Origin of the sequence: Pseudomonas sp. W15Feb9B (assembly GCF_000828175.1) — a bacterium.
GTDB lineage: Bacteria > Pseudomonadota > Gammaproteobacteria > Pseudomonadales > Pseudomonadaceae > Aquipseudomonas > Aquipseudomonas parakoreensis.
Genome location: NZ_JTKF01000008.1, coordinates 52,100 through 67,792 on the forward strand (window position 1 = coordinate 52,100; position 15,693 = coordinate 67,792).

Below are 15,693 nucleotides of genomic sequence, written 5' to 3' on the forward strand. Positions count from 1 at the left end.
CACGCGCCCTCGCCACAGGTGCTCGACGTTACTCGTCGTCGTCGAAGTTGTAACTGCCCGGCGCGAGGTTTTCGAAGCGGGTGTACTTACCGATAAACGCCAGGCGAATAAAGCCGATCGGGCCGTTCCGCTGCTTGCCGATGATGATTTCGGCGATGCCCTTGTGCTCGGTTTCCGGGTGATACACCTCGTCCCGGTACACGAACATGATGACGTCGGCGTCCTGCTCGATCGCTCCGGATTCCCGCAAGTCGGAGTTCACCGGACGCTTGTTGGGACGTTGCTCCAGGGAGCGGTTGAGCTGCGACAGCGCCACCACCGGGCAGTTGAATTCCTTGGCCAGGGCTTTCAGGGATCGCGAGATCTCGGAAATCTCGTTGGTCCGGTTGTCGCCACTGGAGCCGGGAATCTGCATCAGTTGCAGGTAGTCGATCATGATCAGACCGATATCGCCATGTTCGCGGACCAGGCGCCGGGTTCGCGCACGCATTTCCGACGGGCTGATGCCGGCAGTATCGTCGATGAACAGCTTGCGGTCGTTGAGCAGATTGACCGCCGAGGTCAGGCGCGGCCAGTCGTCGTCTTCCAGCTGGCCGGAACGCACCTTGGTCTGATCGATACGCCCCAGGGACGAAAGCATACGCATGATCAGCGATTCGCCTGGCATCTCGAGAGAGTACACCAGCACCGCCTTGTCGCTGCGCAGTACGGCGTTCTCCACCAGGTTCATGGCGAAGGTGGTCTTACCCATCGACGGACGGCCGGCGACGATGATCAGGTCGGCCGGTTGCAGGCCGCTGGTCTTCTCGTCAAGGTCGGTATAACCGGTGGACAGGCCGGTGATCGAGTCGGCGGTGTTGAACAGGGTGTCGATGCGATCGATGGCCTTGGTCAACAGTTCGTTGACGCCCACCGGCCCGCCGGTCTTGGGGCGCGCCTCGGCGATCTGGAAGATCTGCCGTTCGGCCTCGTCGAGGATCTCTTCGGCGGTACGACCTTCGGGGTTGAAGGCGGCGTCGGCAATTTCAGTGCTGATGCCGATCAACTGGCGCAACGTCGCCCGCTGGCGAACGATCTGCGCATAGGCCTTGATGTTGGCGACGGACGGCGTGTTTTTCGCCAGTTCGCCGAGGTAACCGAGGCCCCCGACCTGGGACGTCTGACCTTCCTTGTCCAGTTGCTCGGCAAGGGTCACGACGTCGATCGGCATGTTCTGATCGGCCAGTTTGGCGATCGCACGGAAGATCAGACGGTGGTCATGTCGGTAGAAATCGCCGTCGGAGACTTGATCGAGCACGCGTTCCCAGGCGTTGTTGTCCAGCATCAGACCACCGAGTACAGCCTGTTCGGCCTCGATGGAATGCGGCGGCACTTTCAGCGCGGCGGTTTGCAGATCGTATTGCTCGGGAGCGGTGATTTCGTTCATGGCCACTTGGAGTCAGGGTTGAAAACGGGAGTACCAGAAAGACAAAGGGCACGACCTGTAAACAGGATCGTGCCCGATGTTACCGGCTAGCACCCGAGGGTGCCAGCCGACAAGTATTGCTTAAGCTGCTACCACGACAACGCGTACGGTGGCTTCAACTTCGGCGTGCAGGTGCACAGCCACGTCGAATTCACCCACGTTGCGGATGGTGCCGTTCGGCAGACGAACTTCGCTTTTCGCAACTTCAACGCCGGAGGCGGTCAGTGCGTCAGCGATGTCGTGAGTACCGATCGAACCGAACAGCTTGCCTTCGTCGCCAGCGGTGGCAGTGATGGTCACTTCCAGCTCGGCCAGTTGGGCAGCACGGCTTTCAGCCGATGCTTTACGGTCTGCGGCGGCTTTTTCCAGCTCAGCGCGACGCTCTTCGAACGCAGCCAGGTTGGCAGCGGTCGCAGCGGTAGCTTTGCCGAAAGGCAGCAGGTAGTTACGGCCGTAACCGGCCTTAACGTTTACTTTGTCGCCCAGGTTGCCCAGGTTGGCGATTTTTTCCAGAAGGATCAGTTGCATGTGGAAATCCTCTTAACTTTTAACCTTCACCGTTCGCGTTATCGGTGCCTTTCGACACGTGACGACCGCGAAAATCAATCAGGCTGTCGACAATGGCCAGAACCACGAGCAACGGATAGAGCAGCTGCATGAACAACAGCAGCGTGACGTACAACCCCACCAGCCAGAAACCGGCCAGTCGCTTCTGCCCGACCAGCCCGTGAATCAGGGCCAGTCCGGCGAACACCAGCGGCACACTGCACAACGGCGTCAACATGGCCATCTGTGCACCGAGATTCGGGCCCAGAAGCATCAACGCCAGCAGCAACATCGCCGGCCCCAGCGGGATCCGGATGGCGCGAAACTCGCGACCAAAACCACCCGGGTTGTACAACAACGCCTGCCAATGACGCCCGATAATCAGGCTCAGCACGCTGACGATCTGCAACAACGCCGCAATCAGTCCGGTCAGGACTGGCGCAATCAGGGACGCGAAACGCGCTTGCTCATCGACCGACAATTGCTTGTAGGTTTCACCAAGAAGCGCCGGCATGACCTTTATCAAGGCCTGCGCGAGCATCTCGATCTGGGCCGCAAACGCTGCCCCGAGCACCACAGAAAACACCACTCCAATCACTACGCTGACCAGCAGCGTGCGGACCCAGGATTCGCTTGCGCGCAACACCAACGCAAGCCCCGAAGACCCCAGCAGCACCAGAAGTGCCCGCGGATCATCGGCATACAGCCACCAGATCAATGCCGGCAGCAGCCCCAGGGACAGGACGCCGATGGCGTCCGACAGTCCGCGCCGCAGAAGCACCAGGCTCCCGGCGGCAGCACCCAACCAATACAACAACGGCAATGTTGCACACCCGGCCACTACGAGAGTGGCCTGCATACGGCCGCGCATGATGAACTCAGCTAAGGCACGCATGCATTCAATCCTTTGCTACTTGTCGACTGCCCGGTCTCAGCGGCCGTGGCTGTCGGTGTAGGCCAGCAGGGCCAGGAAGCGGGCGCGCTTGATAGCGGTGGCCAGCTGACGCTGATAACGAGCTTTGGTACCGGTGATGCGGCTTGGAACGATTTTGCCGGTCTCGGATACGTAGGCTTTCAGAGTGTTGAGATCTTTGTAATCGATCTCTTTCACGTCTTCAGCGGTGAAGCGGCAGAATTTACGACGACGGAAGAAACGTGCCATTTGATAGGCTCCTTAAAAGGTCCGTGGATTACTCGTCAGCGTTATCGCTGTTGTCGCTGTCATCACCCTCAACGCCATCAGCGTCGGAGTGCTCAGGACGGTCGCGACGCTCACGGCGCTCACTGCGGTTTTCTTCAGCCTTGAGCATCTCGGACTGGCCGGTAACGGCTTCGTCGCGACGGATGACCAGGTTACGGATCACAGCATCGTTGTAGCGGAAGTTGTCTTCCAGCTCGGCCAGGGCCTTGCCAGTGCACTCAACGTTCAGCATCACGTAGTGAGCCTTGTGAACATTGTTGATTGCGTAGGCCAGTTGACGACGGCCCCAGTCTTCCAGACGGTGGATTTTGCCGCCGTCTTCTTCGATCAGCTTGGTGTAACGCTCAACCATGCCGCCGACTTGCTCGCTCTGGTCAGGGTGGACCAGAAAGATGATTTCGTAATGACGCATGAATGCTCCTTACGGGTTGTAGCCTGCCGCTCAAAAACGGTCAGACAAGGAGTGAATGACACTTATGGACTTGCTGGCGCGGGGCACATGCGTGCCTGCCGTCACAGCAAGGGGCGCAATTGTAGAGAAGGGACTGCAGAGGTGCAAGGCAATTGGTGATTATTTGAACAATCACCGATCTTCGACCTGACACAAAACACTGTGGGAGCGAGCCTGCTCGCGAATGCGATCTATCAGGCAACATTATTGTCGTCTGACACACCCCTTTCGCGAGCAGGCTCGCTCCCACATTTGAACCGATTTCAGCTCAAGATTACTTCTTCGCGGCAACTTTGGCCTTGGCGCCGCGTTGACGCTGCGCTTCGAACAGGCACACGCCGGTCGCCACGGACACATTGAGGCTGCTGACGCTGCCAGCCATCGGCAGGTTCACCAGATAGTCACAGTGCTCACGGGTCAGGCGACGCATGCCTTTGCCTTCGGCGCCCATGATCAGGATGGTCGGGCCGGTCAAGTCCTGGTCATAAATGCTGACCTCGGCCTCACCCGCGGTGCCGACGACCCACAGACCGCGCTGCTGGAGCTTTTCCAGAGTGCGTGCCAGGTTGGTCACCGCCACCAGCGGAATCACTTCCGCCGCGCCGCAGGCCACTTTACGCACCACCGGCGTCAGGGTTGCCGACTTGTCCTTGGGCACGATCACCGCCAGCGCGCCGGCAGCATCCGCCGAACGCAGGCAGGCGCCGAGGTTGTGTGGGTCGGTCACGCCGTCGAGCACCAGCAACAACGGTGCGCCTTCGGTGCGGTCGAGCAGCTCGTCGAGCATCGCCTCGCCCCAGACCTGGCTCGGACTGACGTCCGCGACCACGCCTTGGTGCACGCCTTCAACCCAGGCGTCCATTTCGCGGCGCTCGGCCTGACCGATCTGCACACGATTTTCGTTGGCCAGTTCGATCAGGGTCTGCACGCGCGGATCATTGCGGCTTTCGGCCAGCCAGATCTGCTTGACGCGTTTCGGGTGGTGACGCAGCAACGCTTCTACCGCGTGAACGCCGTAGATTTTTTCCAACTGACTCATGACTTCGCCTTCGGTTTACGCGACCCGCCACTTTTGGCTGGAGCCGAACCCGCTTTCGGCGGGCCTTTACGGTGTTTGCTCGGTTTGGCTGGTTTGCCGCCGACGGCCTTGTCAGGCGCCGACCGCCCGGTCTTTCCCCCAGACGCCGCTTTACCACCGCTTTTGGCTTCGGCCAGCAAGGCCTTCTTCAATTCACGGCTTTTGCGCAGCTCGGCGTTTTTCGCCACGGCATCGCTCGGGCGATAGGCCTCGACGGCTTTCTCTTTGGCTGGACGACGGCTGGCGGTTTTCGCCGGAGCCTTGTCTTCCACAGCCTTGGTCGCAGCCGGAGCGGTGCTTTCGCTGCCGCGCTTCTTACGACCAATCGGCGCGCTGATGGTTTTTTCGGCCATCTCGAAGTCGATCTTGCGCTCGTCGAGGTCGACGCGCATCACGCGCACTTCAACGGTGTCGCCGAGACGGAAACTGCGACCGGTGCGCTCGCCCGCCAGGCGGTGATGCACAGGATCAAAGTGGTAGTAATCGCCCGGCAGCGCGGTGACGTGCACCAAGCCTTCGACATAGATGTCGGTCAGCTCGACGAACAGACCAAAACCGGTCACCGCCGTGATCACACCCGGGAACGATTCGCCGACGCGATCCTTCATGAACTCGCACTTGAGCCAGTTCACCACGTCGCGGGTGGCCTCGTCGGCACGGCGCTCGCTCATCGAGCACTGCTCGCCGAGTTGCTCCAGCGCCGCTTCGTCGTACGGATAGATGCGCGCCTTCGGAATGGTCATCGCCCCTGCGCGGCGAACGTGCGGCGTGTCCTGCTTCGAATGGATCACGCTGCGGATCGCGCGGTGCGTGAGCAGGTCCGGATAGCGACGGATCGGCGAGGTGAAGTGGGTATAGGCCTCGTAGTTCAGACCGAAGTGACCTTCGTTCTGGGCGCTGTACACCGCCTGGCTCAGGGAGCGCAGCATCACGGTCTGGATCAGATGGAAATCCGGACGGTCCTTGATGCTCGCCAACAGGGCCTGATAGTCCTTCGGCGACGGTCCTTCCTTGCCTTTGTGCAGGGACAGGCCGAGCTCGCCGAGGAAGGCGCGCAGTTTTTCCAGACGCTCCGGTGGCGGGCCGTCGTGGACACGGTACAGCGCAGGGATTTCGTGCTTCTTGAGGAATTCGGCAGTGGCCACGTTGGCCGCCAGCATGCATTCCTCGATCAGCTTGTGCGCATCGTTGCGGGTGGTCGGACGGATTTCGGCGATCTTGCGCTCGGAACCGAAGATGATCCGGGTTTCCTGCGTTTCGAAATCGATCGCGCCGCGCACGTGACGGGCAGCCAGCAACACTTTGTACAGCGCATAGAGCTGCTTGAGGTGCGGCACCACGTCGGTGTATTCGCCGCGAAGCTTGCGCGCTTCGGTGGCTTTCGGGGTTTCCAGCATCGCGCTGACCTTGTTGTAGGTCAGACGGGCGTGGGAATGGATCACCGCTTCATAGAAGCAGTAGTCGGTCATTTCGCCGGACTTGGAGATGGTCATCTCGCAAACCATGGCCAGACGATCGACGTGCGGGTTCAGCGAGCACAGGCCGTTGGACAGCTGCTCAGGCAGCATCGGCACCACGCGCTCGGGGAAGTACACCGAGTTGCCGCGCACCTGGGCTTCGTTGTCCAGCGCCGAACCGATCTTCACGTAGCTGGAAACGTCGGCAATTGCCACGTACAACTTCCAGCCGCCGGAGAACAGACGCAGTTTGCCCGGCTTGGCTTCGCAGTAGACCGCGTCGTCGAAGTCGCGGGCATCTTCGCCGTCGATGGTGACGAACGGCAGATGGCGCAGGTCGACACGCTTCTCTTTGTCTTTCTCTTCGACTTCAGGCTTGAGCTTGGCGGCTTCTTTGAGCACCGCTTCAGGCCAGACGTGCGGAATGTCGTAGGTACGCAGCGCGACATCGATTTCCATGCCCGGCGCCATGTAGTTGCCGACCACTTCGATCACATCGCCTTGCGGCTGGAAGCGCGGCGTCGGCCAGTGGGTGATTTTCACCTCGACGAACTGACCGATTTGCGCGTTGGCGTTGCGACCTGGAGTCACCAGCACTTCCTGCTGAATCTTCGGATTGTCGGCAACGACGAAACCGATGCCGCCTTCTTCGAAGTAGCGACCAACGATACTCTCGTGGGCACGGGACACCACCTCGACGATCACGCCTTCCCGGCGACCGCGACGGTCGAGACCGGAAACCCGAGCCAGGGCACGGTCACCGTCGAACACCAGACGCATTTGCGCCGGGCTCATGAACAAATCGTCACTGCCGTCGTCCGGCACCAGGAAGCCGAAGCCGTCACGGTGACCGCTGATGCGACCGAGGATCAGGTCGAGCTTGTCTACCGGTGCATAGGTGCCACGGCGGGTGTAGATCAGTTGAGCGTCGCGCTCCATGGCGCGCAGGCGGCGGCGCAGGGCTTCGATCTGGTCTTCTGTGGTCAGACCAAACTCTTCGACCAGTTGCTCGCGGGCAGCAGGCGAACCCCGATCAGCAAGGTGCTGAAGGATCAGTTCGCGGCTGGGAATAGGGTTTTCATATTTTTCCGCTTCACGAGCGGCCTCGGGATCGAGGGACTGCCAATCGGCCATTAGAGAGTTTTCACCTTGTCTATATGCGGGTTAGTTTGGCATAGGCGTCATCAAACGGGAAATTTCCGACTCTATAAGGCCCTTCTGAAGCCTTGTATCGACGCCTGAAAGCCCTTTTGAACACCGCCGGTAAAAAAAATCATTTTTTTTGCTGCCGGGGGTTTACAGTTAAAAAGGCGCTCCGTATAGTGCGCGCCATCGACGACGTACACACGTTGACGAGATGCCCAGGTGGTGAAATTGGTAGACACGCCAGCTTCAGGTGCTGGTGACCTTACGGTCGTGGAAGTTCGAGTCTTCTCCTGGGCACCAATTTCGAGTTTGAGACTAGAACAGTTTCAAGACTCACACAAAAACCCGCGAAAGCGGGTTTTTTGCATTCCGGGGAACGGTTTTGTCAAACCCGATTAATTAAAATTAAATCAGGGGTTTACAGATCAAAAAGCGCTCCGTATAGTGCGCCACATCAACAGCGGCAACGCTCGCGATGAATGCCCAGATGGTGAAATTGGTAGACACGCCAGCTTCAGGTGCTGGTGACCTTACGGTCGTGGAAGTTCGAGTCTTCTTCTGGGCACCAATTCAAACTCAAGGTTACGACGTTGAGTTTCCCAAAAACCCGCGAAAGCGGGTTTTTGCGTTTCTGGCGTTTGAAAACTTGCGCCCCGCCCCTGTAGGAGCTGCCGAAGGCTGCGATCTTTGCTTTTAAAAAAAGATCAAAAGATCGCAGCCTTCGGCAGCTCCTACATTTCTGCGAATGCGCCGTACCAGAGCTGGCGGCAGCCCGCAAGGCGCACTTGAGAAACAATATCGTTTATCATTGTTGCAAGTTTTTGCAATGCGACAGTGAGGAACCCTGCGAATGATGTTTCGAAATACCCTGCGCCGCGGCTTGACCTTCACCCTGCTCGGCCTGGCACTCGCCACTCCCCTCACCCAGGCAGCCGATGCGGTTTCCCTGACGCTCTACAACGGTCAACACAAGGAAGTCGGCGATGCGATCGCCAAAGCTTTCGAGGCCAAGACCGGCATTCACGTCAACGTACGCAAGGGCAGCAGCAACCAGCTCGCCAGCCAGGTCATCGAAGAAGGCGACCGTTCCCCCGCCGACGTGATCTACACCGAAGAATCTCCTCCGCTGAACAACCTCGGCGAGCAAGGCCTGCTGGCCAAGACCGACGACGCCACGCTGGCCGTGCTACCCAAGCAATACGTCGCCGGCAACGGCACCTGGATCGGTGTCACCGCGCGGGTTCGCGTGGTTGCCTACAACCCGAAACTGGTCGATGAGAAAGACCTGCCGAAGTCGGTGATGGAATTCTCCGATCCAAAGTGGCAAGGCAAAGTCGGATTCGTCCCGACCAGCGGCGCATTCCAGGAACAAGCCGTGGCGATCATCAAGATGCACGGTCGCGACGCCGCCGAGGAATGGCTGACCGGCCTGCGCGCTTTCGGCAAGACCTACAGCAACAACATGGTCGCCCTCAAAGCCGTGGAAAATGGTGAGGTCGCCACCGTATTGGTGAACAACTACTACTGGTTCGCCCTGCAGCGTGAGAAAGGCAAACTCGACTCGAAACTGCATTACTTCACCGGCGGCGATGTCGGCGGACTGATCACCGTGTCCAGTGCTGCCGTACTGAAATCCAGCAAACACCCAAAAGAAGCTCAGCAATTCCTTGCCTACATGGCCAGCGAAGAAGGTCAGCGCGTGATCACCCAGACCACCGCCGAATACCCGCTGCACAAGGGCATGGAGTCGGATCGCGGCCTCAAGCCATTCAGCGAACTGCAAGCGCCGAACGTGACCCCGGCCGATTTGGGCAACGCCGAGGAAGCCCTGGAGCTGGAACGTGAAGTTGGCCTGAACTGATGGCCGCATCGTTATCCGCCCCCGCCGCGCGCGGGGGTTACGTGCCACGACGCAAGCGGCCATCGATCTGGCTGGTGCTGCCGGTTTTATTACTGGTGGTGCTGAGCCTGTTGCCGCTGGCCTATGTCGGTCTGAAAGCCTGGCAGGCCGGCTGGGCGGAGGCACTGCACTTGCTGTGGCGCCCCTATGTGTTTGGCCTGCTGCGCAACACGCTGGCGTTGATGGTTGGCGTGACGCTGACGTGCGGCGTGATCGGCCTGTCACTGGCGTGGCTACTGGAGCGCAGCAATCTGCCGGGACGACGCCTGTGGGGCGTGATTCTGTGCCTGCCGTTCGCGGTGCCGGCGTTCGTCAGCAGCTTTACCTGGGTATCGTTAAGCGCGCAGTTCGAAGGCCTCGGCGGGGCGATTCTGGTGATGAGCCTGTCGAAGTATCCGCTGATCTTTCTGCCGGTCGCGGCGACCCTGCGCAACCTCGATCCGTCCCTTGAAGAATCTGCCCGCACCTTGGGACAGAATCGCTGGGGCGTGTTCTTCCGCGTCACCCTGCCGCTGCTCTGGCCGTCGCTGCTGGCCGGTTCGCTGCTGATTGCCCTGCACATGCTGGTCGAGTTCGGCGCGCTGTCGATCATCGGCCTGCAAACCTTCACCACCGCGATCTATCAGCAATTCGAACTGGAATTCAGCAACGCCAACGCGGCGATGCTTTCGGCGGTGCTGCTCGCGCTTTGTCTGATGCTGCTGTGGCTGGAGTTGCGTGTCCGCGGCAAGGGTCGCCATGTGCGCACAGGCCAGGGCGCGGCACGTCAGGCCGAGCAAGTGCGATTGGGGCCATGGGCTATTGTCGGTCAGTTGTATTGCCTGTTGCTGGCGATTGTCGGCAGCGGAATTCCGCTGGGCATGCTCGCGTATTGGCTGGCGGTTGGCTCATCGGCAGCCTTCCCGGTCGCAGCGATCACAGAGGCGCTGCTGTCTTCGCTGGCCTTGTCGCTCGGTGGCGCGGCGCTGTGCCTGCTGCTGGCGGTGCCGGTCGGACTGCTGGTGGTGCGTTACAAGGGCCAACTGGCGATCTGGGCCGAGCGCCTGCCGTATCTGCTCCACGCCTTGCCGGGCCTGGTGATTGCGTTGACGCTGGTGTATTTCGCCCTGCATTACGTGCCGGCGCTGTACCAGACGTCGGCGCTGCTGCTGATCGCCTACGCGCTGCTGTTTCTGCCGCTGGCGCAGGCGCCGATTCGCACGGCACTGAACAAGGCTGCGCCACAGTTGGAAGAAGCGGCACGCACGTTGGGGGCCTCGTCGTTCACCGCGTTTTGCCGGGTGACCCTGCCGATCATTTTCCCGGCCTTGGGTGCGGCGTTTGCGCTGGTGTTTCTGGATGCGATGAAGGAACTGACGGCGACGCTGCTGCTGAGCCCTACCGGGCTTAACACATTGGCAACCGAGGTCTGGGCGCATACCGCGAATGTCGAATTTGCGGCGGCGGCGCCTTATGCGGCGCTGTTGATTGTGGTGTCGGGGTTGCCGGTGTATCTGCTGACGACGCGAATGTACCTGAGCCGCTAAAAGATCGCAGCCTGCGACAGCTCCTACATGGGGATTTGCATTTCCCTGTAGGAGCTGCCGCAGGCTGCGATCTTTTGATTTAAGCCCTGAACTGTCCGAGGCTGGCCTTCAACTGCGCCGCCAACCCATCCAGCACCTTGCCACTGGCCGTGGTTTCCACCACCGCTTGCGCCGCTTTCTCGGCCTGGGCATGGATCGTCTCGACCCGCCCGCGCACTGCCTGCGCGCCCTGCGCCTGATGCGCCGCCGCCTGCGTCGCCAGACCGATCGCCGCATGCACCTGCTCGACCGAAGCCTGCACCGACTGCTGCAACCGTGCGCTGTCGCGTAACACCAGCAAACCTTCGCTGGCCTGACGCCCGGCCTGACCAATCGCCTCGACCGCCTCACGCGCGCCTTGCTGCAACGCGACGATGTGCGCCTGGATATCGCCCGTCGAGCTTTGCGTCTTGCTCGCCAACGCGCGCACTTCATCGGCGACCACCGCAAAACCGCGCCCGGTCTCACCGGCCCGTGCCGCTTCGATCGCCGCGTTCAAGGCCAACAGGTTAGTCTGCTCGGCGATGCCGTGAATCACCGTCAACACCACTTCAATCTGTTCGCTCTGCTGCGCCAGTCGCTCGATAACTTTCGCCCCGGTGTCGACCTGCCCGGCCAGCGCCTCGATCAAACTGCCGACCTTCGCCGAGGTGCGAGTGTTTTCATCGGTGGCCTGGCGAATATCCACCACCTGCTTCAACGCCGCCTGCATGGCGTGGCTTTCCGATTGTGCCTCGTCGGCCATCTGCGACAGCGCGCGCAGGCTCTCCGCCACTTCATCACGCTGCATCCCGGCCGCTGCGTCAGCACCGGCATTGCGCAGGGTCATCGCACCGATTTCCACGCCGGTACGCTGGGCCACATCGCCCGCCTCGCGCACGATCGGCTGCAATTTATCCACAAAGCGATTGACTGCCGAGGCCATGTCGCCGATCTCGTCCTTGCTGTTGATCTGCACACGCTTGGTCAGGTCGCCCTCGCCCGCCGCCAGATCGTCCATCGCCGCATTGAGCATCTTCAAGCGATTGACTACCCGGTGCCCGAGCACCACCGCCAGCAACAACAGCACGCCACAACCGACGAGCGCCAGGCCCATGCCGATCCGCCAGCGCAAGGTCGCGGCGGCATCCTGCACGGTGCTGCTGGTATTGGCTTTCATTTCGGCAGCGGTGGATTGCGCGGACTGCAGGCGTGCCTGCATGGCTGTCGCGCTGTCCGCTGCTGCGCCCTTGAGGCTGTCGCCCACCAATTGATCGCTGCTGGCGATCAGCGCTGAGAAGCGCTGGTCGAGCGCCGCCAGATCGGTTTCCACCGACGCGGTCGAGACGCCCATCAGCACTTTGCCGATTTCCACGCCGTTAGGGTTGATCGACGCTTCGAGGTAGTAGACCGACGGATCGTTCTTCGCCGCGTCCAGTACCTTGTCCAGCGCACGCTCGCCCTGGCCTTTTTCCAGCAGGGCTTTGTTGATCGGGTTTTCGCGATTGAGATAACGCGTCAGGTGTTGTCCGGTGGCGTCGTCGTAAACCACGAACAACACGTTGGGGTTACGCTGGGCGCGACGGGCGAATTCCGACAGGGTCGGCACGTCGCTGTCCCACATGGCGCGCGGCGCCACTGAGGCGAGCAACTGGGCCATGTCATTGGCCGAATCCTTCAGGTCTTTTTCCAGCGTCGCACGCAGTTGTGCCTGCTCATCCTTCAGACGCGCGGACAGACCAGCGGTCAGACGTTGCCGGGTACTTGAGGAAAGGTTATCGAGGCTTGAGGTGACTTCGCGCCCGGCCTGCTCCAGCTCGCCGGAGAGCTTTTGGCTGTCAGCGCCCAGACGAGTGCCGAGATCAGCCTCCAGCGCCGTGACCGTGCTTCGTGTCAGGGCGACTGCCACCAGCACTTGCACCAAAAGGGCGATACCAAGGGTAACGAACACGGGCCGCAACAAACGGCTTTGTAACAGTGAGAGAACGGCCGACACTGTGAATCCCTCTACGTCTGACGCCATTAATTTGATGGCACTCTTGTAGGAAGATTTACAGCAAAGGTCATGCCGTCCAACAGGCATAAACGACAAAGGCCCCGATGAAGGGGCCTTTGTTATTTACATCAACGACTTATCAAGCGAACGGATGACGCAGAACGATGGTTTCGTTGCGATCCGGGCCCGTCGAAATAATGTCGATCGGCGCGCCGATCAACTCTTCAACGCGTTTGATGTAGGCACGAGCGTTAGCTGGCAGCTCTTCCAGGGTTTTGGCACCCACGGTCGATTCGGTCCAGCCCGGCACTTCTTCGTACACAGGCTGCAGGCCCACGTAGCTGTCAGCGTCGGTCGGCGCCACGGCATTGCCTTGCGCGTCCTTGTAGCCGGTGCAGATGTTGATGGTTTCCAGACCATCGAGGACGTCCAGCTTGGTCAGGCAGATGCCCGAGATGCTGTTCACATCGATGGCGCGACGCAGGATAACGGCGTCGAACCAGCCGCAACGACGAGCACGGCCGGTGGTCGCGCCGAACTCGTGACCTTGCTTGGCCAGGTGCGCGCCCACGTCGTCGAACAGCTCAGTCGGGAATGGACCCGAACCGACGCGAGTGGTGTAAGCCTTGGTAATGCCCAGGATGTAGTCGAGGAACATCGGGCCAACGCCCGAACCGGTCGCCACGCCACCGGCGGTGGTGTTGGAACTGGTCACGTACGGGTAGGTACCGTGGTCGATGTCGAGCAGCGAACCCTGAGCACCTTCGAACATGATGTCTTTGCCGGCGCGACGCAGGTCGTGCAGCTCGGCAGTCACGTCGAGCATAAGCGGCTTGAGCAGCTCGGCGTATTCCTTGCACTCGGCCAGGGTCTTTTCAAACTCGATGGCCGGCTCTTTGTAGTAACCCACCAGCATGAAGTTGTGGTAATCCACCAGTTCACGCAGCTTGTCTTCGAAACGCGGCATGTTCAGCAGGTCGCCGACGCGCAGGCCACGGCGTGCAACCTTGTCTTCGTAAGCCGGGCCGATGCCGCGACCGGTGGTGCCGATCTTCAGCTCGCCACGGGCTTTTTCACGGGCCTGGTCCAGCGCCACGTGGAAGGACAGGATCAGCGGGCAGGACGGGCTGATACGCAGGCGCTCGCGCACCGGTACGCCTTTCTCTTCCAGCTTGGTGATCTCACGCAGCAGGGCGTCAGGTGCAACCACCACGCCGTTGCCGATCAGGCACTGCACGCCTTCGCGCAGCACGCCCGACGGGATCAGGTGCAAGACGGTTTTCTCGCCGTCGATCACCAGGGTGTGGCCAGCGTTGTGGCCACCTTGGTAGCGCACTACGGCGGCAGCATGTTCGGTCAGCAGATCAACGATCTTGCCTTTGCCCTCATCACCCCATTGGGTGCCCAGGACTACGACATTCTTACCCATAACACTTGTCCTCATTCGCGCAAACTTGGTGCCGGCGATGGCCGGCAGGAAAACTCAAGAAGCCAGTGGCGATACTTGCCAAAGCCCGTTCTGCTGAATCAATTGCCGGTCGCAGTCCGCATCACGGGCAGCGGCCAAAGGTTGTCCAGGCAATGCCTGAACGACACGCTGACCCTCACTGCGCAACTGGCAAACCTGCTGCCAGAGTGCCGCATCCGTACTGTCAGGCATCCAGATACCGCCAGACGGTAGCTCGATCTCAGCACGCCCCAGGGTCACCAGGGTTTTCAAATCGGTAGAGAAGCCGGTCGCCGGACGGGCACGACCGAAGTCGGCGCCGATGTCGTCGTAACGACCGCCCTGAGCGATGGACTGACCCACGCCCGGGACAAACACCGCGAACACCACACCGGTGTGGTAGTGGTAGCCACGCAGCTCGCCCAGATCGAAGTACAGCGGCAGCTCCGGGAAACGCGTCGCCAGACGCTCGGCGATTGCCAGCAAATCTTCCAGCGCCGCCAAAACCGGCGCCGGCGCATTGGCCAGACGCTCACGGGCAGCGCTCAATACTTCACGGCCACCACACAGGTCGACCAGTGCCCGCAGCATGCCGGACAGATCGGCCGGCAGGCCTTCGGTCAAGCTAATGACCTCGTCGATGGCCTTGCGTTGCAACGCATCGAACAACTGCTGCTCAACCTCACCGGACAGACCGGCGGCACGCGCCAGACCACGGTAGATGCCGACATGGCCAAGGTCCATGTGCACATCCGGCACATCGGCCAGTTGCAGCATGGCCAGCATCAGGCTGATGACTTCCACGTCGCTGCTCGGGCTGGCATCGCCGTATAACTCGGCACCCAGTTGAATCGGGCTGCGCGAGGACGACAGCGCACGCGGCTGGGCATGCAGCACGCTGCCGGCGTAGCACAGGCGGCTAGGGCCTTCGCGACGCAGGGTGTGCGCATCGATGCGCGCCACTTGCGGCGTGATGTCGGCACGGAACCCCATCTGCCGACCCGACTGCGGGTCGATGACCTTGAAGGTACGCAGATCCAGGTCCTGGCCCGCACCGGTCAGCAGGGATTCCAGGTACTCGATATGGGGAGTCACGACAAACTCGTAACCCCAGCTCTGGAACAGATCCAACACCTGACGACGCGCGACTTCAATGCGCGCCGCTTCCGGTGGCAGTACTTCTTCGATGCCATCTGGCAGCAGCCAGCGGTCTACCGTTGCCATTACGCCATTCCCCTTTGATCCGGGCGGCCAGCCTGCGGGCGAGCCTTGAGTGAAGCAGAAAATGACCGAACCGTTCAAAACGCACGCGCATGAACGACGCGGCGAAAGGCCTGTTACCGGCTTCGCCCATCACTTTCCTCGAAAAACGCTCGGGCCATTCAACCCGATGCCTGCAACAAAAAACAGCAATCAAACGTGCAGACGCAAAAAAGCCGGGAATTTCCCGGCTGCCGCATCA

At 60.7% G+C, this 15,693-nt stretch carries 12 protein-coding genes and 2 tRNA genes; 4 read left to right on the forward strand and 10 right to left on the reverse strand.

Annotated elements, in window-relative coordinates:
- Nucleotides 1-28: 28 nt before the first annotated feature.
- The 7 genes from dnaB to rnr form a co-directional block, all read right to left on the reverse strand.
- On the reverse strand, nucleotides 29-1,426 hold the full coding sequence (gene dnaB / locus OC71_RS05955) for a replicative DNA helicase (RefSeq protein WP_041065665.1): 1,398 nt from the start codon (nucleotides 1,424-1,426) through the stop codon (nucleotides 29-31).
- 120 nt (nucleotides 1,427-1,546) lie between these two features.
- Nucleotides 1,547-1,993, reverse strand: coding sequence for a 50S ribosomal protein L9 (rplI, locus tag OC71_RS05960; RefSeq protein WP_003186385.1), 447 nt, complete (start codon nucleotides 1,991-1,993; stop codon nucleotides 1,547-1,549).
- A gap of 19 nt (nucleotides 1,994-2,012) precedes the next feature.
- On the reverse strand, nucleotides 2,013-2,906 hold the full coding sequence (locus OC71_RS05965) for a hypothetical protein (RefSeq protein ID WP_041065670.1): 894 nt from the start codon (nucleotides 2,904-2,906) through the stop codon (nucleotides 2,013-2,015).
- 36 nt (nucleotides 2,907-2,942) lie between these two features.
- Nucleotides 2,943-3,173 carry a 30S ribosomal protein S18 gene (gene rpsR / locus OC71_RS05970; protein ID WP_002551829.1) on the reverse strand — a complete coding sequence of 77 codons (231 nt, stop codon included), beginning with the start codon at nucleotides 3,171-3,173 and terminating at the stop codon, nucleotides 2,943-2,945.
- A 28-nt stretch (nucleotides 3,174-3,201) separates the two neighbouring features.
- On the reverse strand, nucleotides 3,202-3,624 hold the full coding sequence (gene rpsF / locus OC71_RS05975) for a 30S ribosomal protein S6 (protein ID WP_003221133.1): 423 nt from the start codon (nucleotides 3,622-3,624) through the stop codon (nucleotides 3,202-3,204).
- A 313-nt stretch (nucleotides 3,625-3,937) separates the two neighbouring features.
- On the reverse strand, nucleotides 3,938-4,702 hold the full coding sequence (gene rlmB / locus OC71_RS05980) for a 23S rRNA (guanosine(2251)-2'-O)-methyltransferase RlmB (protein ID WP_027611421.1): 765 nt from the start codon (nucleotides 4,700-4,702) through the stop codon (nucleotides 3,938-3,940).
- Complete coding sequence (rnr, locus tag OC71_RS05985) at nucleotides 4,699-7,332, reverse strand: ribonuclease R (RefSeq protein WP_041065679.1); 2,634 nt, start codon at nucleotides 7,330-7,332, stop codon at nucleotides 4,699-4,701. Before rnr ends, rlmB begins: the two co-directional genes overlap by 4 nt.
- Before the next feature lie 225 nt (nucleotides 7,333-7,557).
- Here rnr and OC71_RS05990 point away from each other — a divergent pair.
- The 4 genes from OC71_RS05990 (at nucleotide 7,558) to OC71_RS06005 (ending at nucleotide 10,770) form a co-directional block, all read left to right on the forward strand.
- Nucleotides 7,558-7,644 (forward strand) — tRNA-Leu (locus tag OC71_RS05990).
- A 181-nt stretch (nucleotides 7,645-7,825) separates the two neighbouring features.
- A tRNA-Leu gene (locus OC71_RS05995) sits at nucleotides 7,826-7,912 on the forward strand.
- Nucleotides 7,913-8,194: 282 nt separating this feature from the next.
- Nucleotides 8,195-9,205: an extracellular solute-binding protein gene (locus tag OC71_RS06000; RefSeq protein ID WP_041065682.1), complete on the forward strand. Its 1,011-nt coding sequence runs from the start codon at nucleotides 8,195-8,197 to the stop codon at nucleotides 9,203-9,205.
- Nucleotides 9,205-10,770, forward strand: a complete 1,566-nt coding sequence (locus OC71_RS06005; RefSeq protein WP_041065685.1) for an iron ABC transporter permease — start codon at nucleotides 9,205-9,207, stop codon at nucleotides 10,768-10,770. Before OC71_RS06000 ends, OC71_RS06005 begins: the two co-directional genes overlap by 1 nt.
- A gap of 79 nt (nucleotides 10,771-10,849) precedes the next feature.
- On the opposite strand, the gene OC71_RS06010 is transcribed toward OC71_RS06005, so the two are convergent.
- The 3 genes from OC71_RS06010 to OC71_RS06020 form a co-directional block, all read right to left on the reverse strand.
- Nucleotides 10,850-12,784 (reverse strand): methyl-accepting chemotaxis protein, encoded by a 1,935-nt coding sequence (locus OC71_RS06010; protein WP_041065689.1) that lies wholly within the window; start codon nucleotides 12,782-12,784, stop codon nucleotides 10,850-10,852.
- A gap of 139 nt (nucleotides 12,785-12,923) precedes the next feature.
- Nucleotides 12,924-14,213, reverse strand: coding sequence for an adenylosuccinate synthase (locus OC71_RS06015; RefSeq protein ID WP_003221122.1), 1,290 nt, complete (start codon nucleotides 14,211-14,213; stop codon nucleotides 12,924-12,926).
- 54 nt (nucleotides 14,214-14,267) lie between these two features.
- Nucleotides 14,268-15,455: an ATP phosphoribosyltransferase regulatory subunit gene (locus OC71_RS06020; protein ID WP_041065693.1), complete on the reverse strand. Its 1,188-nt coding sequence runs from the start codon at nucleotides 15,453-15,455 to the stop codon at nucleotides 14,268-14,270.
- Between the last annotated feature and the right edge of the window lie 238 nt (nucleotides 15,456-15,693).